General features: G+C 69.4%; 10 protein-coding genes. 5 read left to right on the top strand and 5 right to left on the bottom strand.

Annotation, left to right across the window (positions count from 1 at the left end):
* Positions 1–2 precede the first annotated feature (2 nt).
* Positions 3–908: a LysR family transcriptional regulator gene (locus EIZ45_RS16280; protein ID WP_051729636.1), complete on the bottom strand. Its 906-nt coding sequence runs from the start codon at positions 906–908 to the stop codon at positions 3–5.
* Positions 909–1,019: 111 nt separating this feature from the next.
* On the opposite strand from EIZ45_RS16280, the gene EIZ45_RS16285 reads away from it, so the two are divergent.
* The 5 genes from EIZ45_RS16285 to EIZ45_RS16305 are packed head-to-tail and all read left to right on the top strand — an operon-like array spanning position 1,020 to position 5,372.
* On the top strand, positions 1,020–1,772 hold the full coding sequence (locus EIZ45_RS16285) for an alpha/beta fold hydrolase (RefSeq protein WP_134663494.1): 753 nt from the start codon (positions 1,020–1,022) through the stop codon (positions 1,770–1,772).
* Between the two features lie 37 nt (positions 1,773–1,809).
* On the top strand, positions 1,810–2,610 hold the full coding sequence (locus EIZ45_RS16290) for an SDR family NAD(P)-dependent oxidoreductase (RefSeq protein ID WP_134663495.1): 801 nt from the start codon (positions 1,810–1,812) through the stop codon (positions 2,608–2,610).
* Positions 2,607–3,452: a sugar phosphate isomerase/epimerase gene (locus EIZ45_RS16295; protein WP_134663496.1), complete on the top strand. Its 846-nt coding sequence runs from the start codon at positions 2,607–2,609 to the stop codon at positions 3,450–3,452. Before EIZ45_RS16290 ends, EIZ45_RS16295 begins: the two co-directional genes overlap by 4 nt.
* A 32-nt stretch (positions 3,453–3,484) precedes the next feature.
* Entirely contained in the window at positions 3,485–4,771 is a 1,287-nt protein-coding gene (locus EIZ45_RS16300; protein ID WP_134663497.1) for a nitrate/nitrite transporter, read from the top strand.
* Positions 4,752–5,372 (top strand): nuclear transport factor 2 family protein, encoded by a 621-nt coding sequence (locus tag EIZ45_RS16305; protein ID WP_134663498.1) that lies wholly within the window; start codon positions 4,752–4,754, stop codon positions 5,370–5,372. Before EIZ45_RS16300 ends, EIZ45_RS16305 begins: the two co-directional genes overlap by 20 nt.
* A 187-nt stretch (positions 5,373–5,559) precedes the next feature.
* Here EIZ45_RS16305 and EIZ45_RS16310 read toward each other — a convergent pair whose 3' ends face one another.
* From EIZ45_RS16310 to EIZ45_RS16325, 4 genes are read right to left on the bottom strand one after another with little or no spacing between them, the layout of a single operon-like run.
* Complete coding sequence (locus EIZ45_RS16310) at positions 5,560–6,966, bottom strand: L-fucose/L-arabinose isomerase family protein (RefSeq protein WP_134663499.1); 1,407 nt, start codon at positions 6,964–6,966, stop codon at positions 5,560–5,562.
* Positions 6,967–6,969: 3 nt separating this feature from the next.
* Positions 6,970–7,971 carry a substrate-binding domain-containing protein gene (locus EIZ45_RS16315; protein WP_037818736.1) on the bottom strand — a complete coding sequence of 334 codons (1,002 nt, stop codon included), beginning with the start codon at positions 7,969–7,971 and terminating at the stop codon, positions 6,970–6,972.
* A 22-nt stretch (positions 7,972–7,993) separates the two neighbouring features.
* Positions 7,994–8,983 (bottom strand): ABC transporter permease, encoded by a 990-nt coding sequence (locus tag EIZ45_RS16320; RefSeq protein ID WP_037818734.1) that lies wholly within the window; start codon positions 8,981–8,983, stop codon positions 7,994–7,996.
* Entirely contained in the window at positions 8,980–10,506 is a 1,527-nt protein-coding gene (locus tag EIZ45_RS16325; RefSeq protein WP_134663500.1) for a sugar ABC transporter ATP-binding protein, read from the bottom strand. The genes EIZ45_RS16320 and EIZ45_RS16325 overlap by 4 nt, the downstream gene beginning before the upstream one ends.
* Positions 10,507–10,775 lie beyond the last annotated feature (269 nt).

Here is a 10,775-nt window from a genome sequence, read left to right on the forward strand (position 1 = left end):
ACTCACGGCTGCGCGCGGTAAGTGGGATCGGCCCGGTATTTCCGTGCGGTTTCCCGCAGGCAGTGCAGGAGCAGGTCGCCGTATTTCGGGTCCGTGCCGGCCCAGGCGGCCCAGGTGCGCATCCAGTGTTCGGGCCGGTGTTCGCTGAGCGGGACCCAGGTCCAGCCGGGGAACCATTTGCGCGCCGAGGCATTGCCGATGAGGACCGCGTCCACGCGGGAACTCGTGGCGATCAGTTCGCTGTGTTCGGAGAAGGCGCGAAACAGCCAGTCGACTTCGGTCCGGGTGGTCGCGGCGGCGGTGCGGAGGCTGATTTCCTCGCCCTTGGAGGAATGCGCCATGACGCGCAGCCCGGCGAGGTCCGTGACGTCGATTTCGGTTCGGCCGGCCGGGAGCGCGTCTTCGCGGAAGACGCAGCCGAGTCGTTGCCGGAACAGCAATTCCGCGTGGAGTTCGGGCGGTTCGGTGTGCATCAAGCTCAGATCGAGCAGTCCGTTGTTGAGCATCCGCCGCTGTTCCTCGCTGGTGGCCTCGACGATGGCGAACCGGACCTCCGGCGCCTCCGCGGCGACCGACGCCAGGTAGTCCTCGATCCAGCCGTGCGGAACTCCCGAGGGCACTCCGAGATGCACGAGGCGCCCGCCGGCCGAGGCGGTTTGGAGGACTTCCGGGACCCGGTCGACGAGTTCGAAGATCGACAGCAGGTGCGCCCGCAGGCCTTCCCCCGCGACGGTCAGGGTGGTGCCGGCGGGCGTGCGCCGCAGCAACTGGTGTCCGAGGTTCTTCTCCAGCTGGGCGATCTGCCTGCTCAACGTGGGCTGAGTGAGGTGCAGTGCGGCCGCGGCACGCGAGATCGAGCCGTATTCGGCCACCGCGCGGAAGTAGTCGAGCTGACGCAACTCAAGCATGGAGACATGCTATGCCTCCGGAGCATGGGGATGGCCGATAACAGGTATTTGCTAAATAACCGGCGGCCGCTGACGATCTGAGGACCGAAGAGACTCCCCGGAGGACACCCCATGAGCGCAAAGATCGTCGAGCTGGCTTTCGAGCGGTTTTCCGGTGGCGCCGCGCCGTTCTCCTTCGTGCTCGTGCACGGCTGGGCCCGGTCCCGTGCGGACTGGGCTCCGATCCTCGACGGTCTCCGTGCCCTCGCTCCGGTCGTGGCCGTCGACCTGCGCGGGCACGGCGAGTCCCGGCCGGGCGAGGGCATGCGGCTCCCGGATGTCGCGGCCGACGTCCGGGCCGTGCTCGAGCGGCTCGGACTCGCTCGCGTCGTGCTGGTCGGGCACTCCGCGGGCAGCGAGGCGGCTGCCTTCCTCGCCCGGCAGGAGCCGGAACTCGTCGCCGGTCTGGTCGTCGTCGATCCGGCGTTCGGGCTCCCCGACGACGACCGCGCCCGGATCGAGGCGCTGGCCGGGCGGCTCCGGCGGGAGGATCCCGTCGCCGTCGCGGCCGAGCACTTCCTGAAGTCCGGGCCGAGCCCCTTGCCGGGCGCCGGCGGGCCGGTCTCGGCCACGCCGGAAGCGATCCGCGATTTGTTCGCCGACTTCGCCTTCGCGCCGGAGGCCCTGCATTTCCAGACCGAGACCGCCGGGTTCTTCGCCGGTTTCCCGGTTCCGGTCCTGGCGTTCTACCGGAGCGAAGAACGTGCCGCTCTCGCCAGGGAAATCCTTCCTGCCGCCCGGATCCAGGTGCTTCCCGGGGGCCATTGGACCCATCACGAGCATCCCGGCGAGGTCGTGGCCGCCATCGCGGACTGGATCCGCTGACCGAGTTCTTTTTCGCGCGCTGAAAGGAAAGAAGAGAATGACCGAGCCGCAACGCGTCGCCATCGTCACCGGCGGGGCCGGAAAACTGGGGAGCGCCATCGCCGCGCGGCTCCTCGAGGACGGCGTCGCCGTCGTGGTGGCGGACGTGAACAAGGAAGCGGCGGCCGCGACCGTCGCGGGGTTCCGCGAGCGGTTCGCCGCTCCCGCCGTCGACATCGCCGCCGACCTCGGGTCCGTCGAGGCGATCGAGTCGCTGGTGGACGAGACGGGCGCCCGGTTCGGCCGGATCGACGTCGTCGTCAACAACGCCGCGGTGAACCGCCGTTCGACCCTGTCCGAACTCGCCCCGGACGACTGGGACCTGATGAGCGGCGTGAACCTGCGCGCGCCGGCGATCCTGGTGAGCCGCGCGCTCGGTTTCTTCAAAGCGCAAAACGGCGGCGCGATCGTCAACATCGCCTCGCGGAACTGGGTTTCCGGCGGCCCGGTGGCCTACACGACGATGAAGGCCGGCCTCGTCGGCATGACCCGCTCGTTCGCCACCGAACTGGCGAAGTACCGCGTCACCGCCAACGCCGTGGCGCCCAGCTTCATCGAATCGGACTTCACCGGCTACGACCGCGACGAGGAGCAAATGCGGCGCCTGCTGGAGCAGTACCAGGCGATCACCCCGCTCCCGCGCATGGCCGAACCCCGCGATGTCGCGAACGCCGTCGCGTTCCTCGCCTCGCCCGCCGCGTCCTTCATCACCGGCGAAGTCCTGCATGTCTGCGGCGGCGCCCAGCTCGCCCCGCTCCCCCGGACGCCGCTCGCCGTCGAGCGCTCTTCGCGGCGATGAGGTTCAGCGTCGCGACGATCTCGTTGCCCACCCTGGACATCGGCGAATCGATCGCCGAAATCGCCGCGGCGGGGTTCGGCGGTGTCGAATGGCGCGTCGAGCCGCGTCCCGGCAGCATCCCGGATTCGCCTCCCGCGCACCCGTTCCTCGTCGGCCACCGGTCCACCCTCCCGCTCGACGTCGCGGCGGCGGAGAGCGTGGCGGCGGAAACTCGCGCAGCGGGGCTCGAAGTGGTCGGACTGGCGCCCTACGTCGAAGTCGGCGACACCGCCACGCTCCGGCTGGCCTGCGACATGGCCACTGCCGCCGGTGCCGGACAGATCCGCTTGCAGGCACCGAGGATCTCCCGTACGAACAAACCGTATTCCGTCCTCTACGGAGAAACAGTCGCGTTCTTCGCCGACATCGAGGCCACGGCGAAGCAAACCGGCGTCCGGGCGTTGCTGGAGATCCACCACAACACCATCTGCTCCAGCGCGTCTTTGGCGCACCGGGTGGTCGCGCGGTTCGACCCGGCGCACGTCGGCGTCATCTACGACGTCGGGAATTTCGTCTTCGAAGGCTACGAGGCGCACGAAATCGCGCTCGACCTGCTCGGCGATCACCTCGGGCACGTGCACCTGAAGAACGCCGCGCACTTCCGGTCGCCGGGCGGGGCGTGGCGGCCGGGGTGGACGCCGCTCGAAGACGGCGAGGTCGACGTCCCGCACGTCCTGGGACTCCTTCACGAGCACGGCTACCGCGGCTGGGTGTCCGTGGAGGACATGAGCCTCGACCGCACCCCGCGCGCCGCCTTGCGCCACAACGCGGCACAGCTCCGCGAGTGGGGCTTGCTGCACTGACACGTCACCATCCAGGACAAGGAGGTCCTCGCATGGACACCGCGGAGCCGTCCGCAGGCACAGCCCTGCCCGAGCACCCGGCCGTTTCCCGCTACCGCTGGGTGATCTTGGCCAGTTGCTGGCTGGCTTTCACCCTCATCTACATCAACCGCACCGCGTGGTCGGTGGTCGCCGTCGACGCTTCGCATTCCCTCGGACTTTCCGTGGCCCAGCTCGGGATCTTCGCCACGGCGCTGTCCATCGGCTACGTCGTCACCAACATCCCCGGCGGCATCGTCGCCGACCTGATCGGCGGCCGGATGGCAGCCGGGATCTCCTTGGTGACCGCGGGAATGCTGACCTTCGCGTTCGGCAGCGTCAAGAACGTCGGCGTGGGAATCGCGATCCAGATCCTCATCGGGCTGGTCAGCGGCGCCGACGTCGCGTCCTTCACCAAGCTGATCAGCCGCTGGTTCCCGCCTCGCGAGCGCGGCACCGCGTTCGGCCTGTACATCACGTCGACCGCGCTGGGCGGGGTGATCGCGAACGCCGCCATCCCGGAATTGCTGACGGCACTGCACTGGAACGGCGTCTACTACCTCCTCGGCGCGCTGACCGTCGCCGTCGGCGCGGTGTGCTGGGCCCTCCTGCGCAACAATCCGCCGTCCCCGGTCGAACCCGCCGGCGAACCCCCGGCCCCGGGCGGCGGCAGGCTCGGTCTGCGCGCGATGTTCGCCAATCGCAACCTGGTGTCGCTCGCGGCGGCCGGCCTCGGCATGCAATGGGCCACCCTCGGGTTCCTGGCCTGGGGCAATTCGCTGATGGTCAAGGCGCTCGGCCTGTCCGCCGGGAAGGCGGCGCTGGTGATGGTCGTCGTCAGCACCACGGCCATCGGGGTCAAACCGCTGGTCGGCTTCCTGTCCGACCGCGTCCGCGGCACCCGCAAGACGCATCTGATGGTGCTCAGCGGGTACTTCGCGCTCATCCTGGCGGTGTTCGGGCTGGTCCGGAGCTACTCGATGCTGCTCGTGCTCGCTCCGTTCCTCGGGCTCGGCGTCTACGGCTATACGGTGCTCACGAACTCGACCGTGCCCCAGTACGCGGATCCGCGGTTCGTCGGCGGGTCCTTCGGTTTCGCCAACACCGCCTGGCAACTCGGCGGCGTCTTCGCTCCGGTCGCGGTGGGCGCGGTGTTCAGCGCCACCGGTTCGCTGTTCCTCGCCCTCGCGGTTCTGGCGGCTGGCCCGTTGCTGGGGGTATTCCTGCTCCTGCCGATCCGCGAACAAGCCAAGACAGCGGTCTCCGCCGAAGGGAACTCTCTTGTCCACAACAGACACTGACCGGCTCGAAATCCGCGCGCTGGTGGAAAACTGGGCCCTGTGGCGAGACGCGGGGGACTGGGAACGGTTCGCCACGGTGTGGCATCCCCGCACGGGCTGGATGAGCGCGACCTGGTTCCAGGGCCCGGCGTCCGAGTTCATCGCCGCCAGCCGCACGGGATTCGAGAACGGGGTGAGCATCCTGCACTTCCTGGGCGGGCACACCGCCGACATCTCCGGCGATCGCGCGGTCGCCCAGACGAAGATGACCATCAACCAGCGCGCGGACGTCGACGGCGTGTCCGTGGACGTGGTGTGCACCGGCCGGTTCTACGACTTCCTCGCGGTGCACGAGCGGCAGTGGAAGATCGTGCGCCGCCAGCCGATTTACGAGAAGGACCGGCTCGATGCCGTCGACCCGGCGGCTTCGCTGTCCCTCGATCCGGCTGTGCTCGGCCGCTTTCCGATCGGCTACCGGCACCTCGGCTATGTCCAGACGAAGGCCGGGTTCACCGTGCGGGAAGGCCTCCCCGGCCTGACCGGCGCCGCCGTCGAGACGCTGTACCGGGAAGGGGACGAGTGGCTGGCGGGCTCGAGCACCCCTGGGACGCCGCTCCGCTGAAGTCATGCGGAGCACCGGCCGACGAGCCGCGCTGGGCGGTTTCTCTCCGGCTGAAGGTCCGTGAAGGGCTCCTTGAAGGAATCTGATTCCCTCAAGGAGCCCTTCACGGACCTCGCCAGCGAGTGCCAGCCCCACGAGCGCGGCGCACTCGCTGCCGGAAAGCCTCAGCGAGCCGTCGAGCAGAGGGTCACCGGCTCCACTCCTCCACCCGCACCCCCATCAACCGAGCCGCCGCGCGCAGTTCTCTCCGCCGATCCCCCGGCACCGCGTGCACGTGATTCGCTCCGAAGCGCGACAGGAACGTCTCCGCAGCAACATCGAGGCGCGCGAACGCGTGCGGCCATTCCGGCGTCGAGCGCGACACCAGCTCCTCCGTCGTCCGCGCGTCGTAGTTCTCGAACTCCCCCAGCACCAACTGCATCCGATACTCCCCGTCCAACCGGCTCAACCGCGCCAAGGTCATCCGGCCGGGGGCGGCGATGTGCTGCACCGAAGCCCCGCCCGCGGGGAAGAAGAACACCTCCGGATAAAGGTGCACTCGCGCCAAATTCTCCGCCGGGTCCTCGCTCCGCGCGGCGAACCACGTCGCGTGCTGGCCGGAGTTGCACAGGTCCCATACGTCGCGGTCCGGGTGGTAGTGCCGGACATCAGCAAACAGCACGGGCGTCCCGGTGATCCGATGCATCAGCTGCATGGTCAGCGCACCGTCCATGTCCGCTTCGGTGGCGGTGACGTGCACGGCTTTGGGGCCGTTCCAGTCGTACGGATCGTTGAGCAGCGCCTCGGCGACATCGGCGGTCGCGAAGTGCTCGGTCAGCTCCGGTTGTGCCTTGATACCGGAGAAATCCAGGTGGCGTTCGGCAGCGACATCGCGCACGGCAAGGTAGAGACGCAGTTGGCGTTCCAGCAACTCCGGGGTGAGCCGATCTCCATCGTAGTGCACGGTGGCATGTTGTTCCAGCCATTTCCGGCCGTCGACAGCCGCGGAAGAAGGGCCGGATTCGGCGCGGCGGACCAGTTCGTATTGGTCGATTTCCTCGACGTCCACACCGAATTGGCGCATCCACTGATCGGTATTGGCCACCGCGGTGTTCATGCCCATCGGCCGTCCGCCGAAGCGGCCGAAGGTCGAACCGCGCAGCGAACCGACGGCAGCGGCGGCGCTCGCGTGCGCGCCGACTTCGGCGATCAGTTCCGGGGCGGACGGCGAGCCCCACAAGCGGGTGTGCGTGCGGCCGATCTGGTCGAGTGCTCCTCCGGCGGCGAGCATTCCGACCAACCCCGGCTCGGTCGGGTCGGTGCTCGCGACGAGCAGCAGCGGGCCCGGGGTCGCGTCCGCGGCCAGCATGGTGAAGTGCGGAAACGCCCACACCGCGTAGTACAGCACCGTCACGTCCACCGAACTCGCGGCGACCGAGCGCGCGGCCGCGGTCGCGGTGGTGTTCGTGGCTACCAGTCCTCCGGTGACGACGTCGTGGCCCGCCGCGGTCAAGGCGGCGGTGAACTCGTCCACTTTGGACCGGATGAAGCCGGTGTTCCGCCGGTGCACGTGGTCGCGCCCGTCGGAGACGGCGAGGACACCGATTCGCGCCATAGGTCAGCTCCGGTTCAGTTCGGCGTACACCTGGGCGGCGTTGTCGCGCGTCACCAGGCGGGTGGGCAGGGTCTGCGTCTTGGGCACGGTCTGGCAGTCGACGAGCAGTTTCTTCGCTGCCGCAACGGCTTCCTTGCCGCCGGTCGGGTAGATGAACGTGGCCGACAACCGTCCGGCCTCCACCGCTTTGATGCCGCCTTCGGGCACCGGAAGGCCGTCGATGCCGACGATCGGCAGGTCCGCGCGGCCCGCGTTCTGCGCGGCGATGCGCGCGCCCTCGGCCATCGGGTCGTTCTCGGAGAACATCGCTTGCGCGTCCGGATGCGCTTTCAGCAACGCATCCGCCTGCTGTTGTCCCTTGTCCCGCAACCAATCCGCGTCCGCGCTGCCCACGACGGTGATATTGCGGTCCGTAATGCCCTGGTTGAATCCGTCGCTGCGTTCCTTGGCGGGCGTCGATCCGGCCAGACCCTTGAGTTCGACGACTTTCCCACCCTGTGGCAGCAATTTCTCGGCGAAGAACTTCCCCGCCTGACGGCCGATGTCCACATTGTCCGCACCGATGAACGACGTGTACCCGTCGCCGTCGACCTTGCGGTCCAGCACCAGCACCGGGATCCCCTGGTCGTAAGCCTTCTTCACGACTCCAGTCAGCGGCGTCGCCTCGTTCGGGCTGATGATCAGCAGGTCGATGCCCTGGGTCAGGAACGTATTGACCTGCTCGACCTGTTTCGCGTTGTCCTGCGCGGCATCCGCGTAACTGACGCTGAATTGCGGCACGCCGGCCGCGGCCTTGCGGATGTCGTCGTCCATCCGGACGCGATACGGTTCGGCGAGATTCGCTTGGCTCATCCCGATTTTGTATTTCCCGCTCGGGCCGTGGCATTGTTTCGCGGCCGGCGCGGTGCCGGACGACGCGCCCGGCGCGTTCTCGTGCGTGGTGCCGCAGGCGGCGACGAGGGCCAGCCCCGCCAGTACCGCCCCGCCGCGGATGATGCCGGACATCTGCTCCCCTTTTCCCGGACGCCTATGCCGTGGCCGGGCGCAGCCGCTGCAGGCCCGCGGCCAGCACGATCACCACGCCGACCACGATCAGCTGGACGTTCGAATCGATGTCGTTGAGCTGGAGGATGTTGTCGAGCACGCCGACCAGCAGTGCGCCCGCGACGGTGCCGGACACCGACCCGCGCCCGCCGGACAGGCTGGTCCCGCCGATCACGACGGCCGCGATCGCGTTGAGCTCGTAACCGGTGCCGTCGTTGGGCCCGCCGAAGTTGTACTGTCCCGCGTGGACGATCCCGGCCAGCGCGGCGAGCAGCCCGCACAGGCCGAAGACCAGCACTTTCACCCGGATCACCGGTACCCCGGACAGCACCGCGGCCTTCTCGTTGCCGCCGATCGCGTACACGTGCCGCGAGAACGCGCTCGCCCGCAGCACCAGCACCGCGAGCGCCGCGACGACCACGAAGAACAGCGCCGGGATCGGCACCACGCCGCCGAACGTCCGCTCGCCCAGCAGCGAGAACGGCACCGGAGCCTGGCCGGGACCGGTGCCGTAGGTGATCGAAACGCCCTCGCCGCCGGACCACATCCGGGCGATCCCGCGGGCGATCTGCATCCCGGCGAGCGTCACGATGAACGACTGGATCCGGAACCGCGCGCTCGCGATCCCTTGCAGCAGCCCGAAACCGAAGCCGAGCGCGAGGATCAGCAGCACGCCCGGCACGAGTCCCCAGCCGCCGCTGGTGAGCAGCAGCGCGACACCGACGCTGGCCAGCCCCATCACCGAGCCCACCGACAGGTCGATGCCGCCGACCAGGATCACCAGCGTCATGCCGACCGCGATGATGCCGATCTCGGAGATCGCGCGGACGACGTTGAACAGATTGCCGCTGCCGAGAAACACCAGCTCCCCGTCGCGGTGCGGGGAGAAGACGATCGCGGCCGCGAAGACCAGCACGAGCCCGAAGACGCTCTGGAACCGGAACACCGCGGCCAGCACCGAACGCCCGTTCACCGGACGTCTCCCATCGACGCGGCGAGCAGTTCCGCCTCGCCGGCCTGAGCCGTGTCGAGCTCGTGCACGCTGCGTCCGCCGCGCAGCACCACCACGCGGTCGCACACGCCGACCAGCTCGGCCGGTTCCGAGGACGCCAGCAGCACCCCGACGCCGCTCCGCGCGGCCTCGCCGAGCAGCCGGTAGATCTCCGCCTTCGCCCCGACGTCCACCCCGCGCGTCGGCTCGTCGAGCAACAGCAGCGCCGGTTCGGTCAGCAAAGCCCGTCCCAGCACCACTTTCTGCTGATTCCCGCCGGACAGCGAACCCACCGGATCGGCGAGCGACCCCAGTTTCACCCCGAGCCTCCCCGCTTCTTCCCCGGCCACCGCCCGCTCGCGCCTGCCGGGAACGATCCCGAACCGCGCCAGCCGGTCCACAATGGACAGCACGGTGTTCGCCACGACGGAATGCTCCAGCGCCAGCCCCGCGATCCGCCGGTCCTCGGGCACGAACGCGATCCCCGACCTCAGCGACCCGCGCGGCGAGCGCGGCCGGAACTCCTTGCCGCGCAGGAAAATCCGCCCGCTCAACAACTTTCCCCCGGCAGCGCCGTACAGCGCCTCCAGCAGCTCGGTCCGTCCCGCGCCGAGCAATCCGGCGACACCGACGATCTCTCCGGCCCGCACGGTCAGACTGATCCCGTCCGGCTCCCGCCGCCCGGCGCGCGGCCGCATCACGAGATCCTCGACGCGAAGCACCTCGTCCTGACTCGGCGAGGGCACGCTGTCCGCGCGGAACATGAGGTGCACCGGACGGCCCACCATCGCCTCCGCAGCCCGCTCGGCAGTCAGCTCGGCCGCGCTGAACTCCGCGACGACCTCCCCGTTGCGCAGCACCGTCGCCCGGTCCGCGACCCGCCCGATCTCGTCCATCCGGTGCGACACGTAAACGATCGCCGCCCCGTCCGCGCGCAGTTGGTCGATGACCGTGAACAGCCGCTCCACCTCGCGCGGCGACAGCGCCGACGTGGGTTCGTCCATCAGCAGGATCCGCGCGTCCAGCGACAGCGCTTTCGCGATGGTGACGAGCTGCTGTTCGCCGGTGCGCAGCCGTTCGACCGGCGTGCGCGGATCGAGGTCGACGCCGGAGCGCTCCAGCACCTCGCGGGTGGCCGCGACCATCCGCCGCCGGTCGACCGTGCCGCCGCGGGTGTGCGGTTCGCGGCCGAGAAAGACGTTCTCCGCCACGGAAAGCGCGGGAACGAGGTCCAGTTCCTGATGGATCATCGCCACCCCGGCGCGGCGCGCGTCGGCCGGGCGGGCGAACCGGACCGCCTCCCCCGCGATCCGGATCGCCCCCTCCCCGGCGGCGATCTCCCCCGACAAGATCTTCAGCAGCGTGGACTTGCCTGCCCCGTTCTCGCCGAGCAGCGCGTGCACCTCCCCCTTCGCCGCGGTGAAGTCCACCGCGCCCAGGGCACGCACCCCGCCGTAGGTCTTGCTGACGCCGGCCAGCTCGGCCAGCGCGACGCCGTCGCCCATGCCCCGCCCTCTCGGCCCGCCCCACGTCGAGAAATCGATTACCCGCGACGGTAGGGGCACCCCGCCGGAGTGTCAAGGGTCACATTTTCCCAGTTCAGGGGAGCCTCGGCTCCGGTTCCGCCGGGCACGCTCCGCTCCGCCGCCTGAACTGCGGGTGACCCCTGTCCGACCCCCTGGAAACGCCTGGCCGTCCAGTTGCCTCCACCCCTGGCCGGCCGGGCGTGATTTGTGGCATACCTCGCGATAAACGAGGCCCGGACGACGTGACA

This window comes from Amycolatopsis sp. CFH S0740, assembly GCF_004522315.1.
GTDB classification, from domain to species: domain Bacteria; phylum Actinomycetota; class Actinomycetes; order Mycobacteriales; family Pseudonocardiaceae; genus Amycolatopsis; species Amycolatopsis nivea.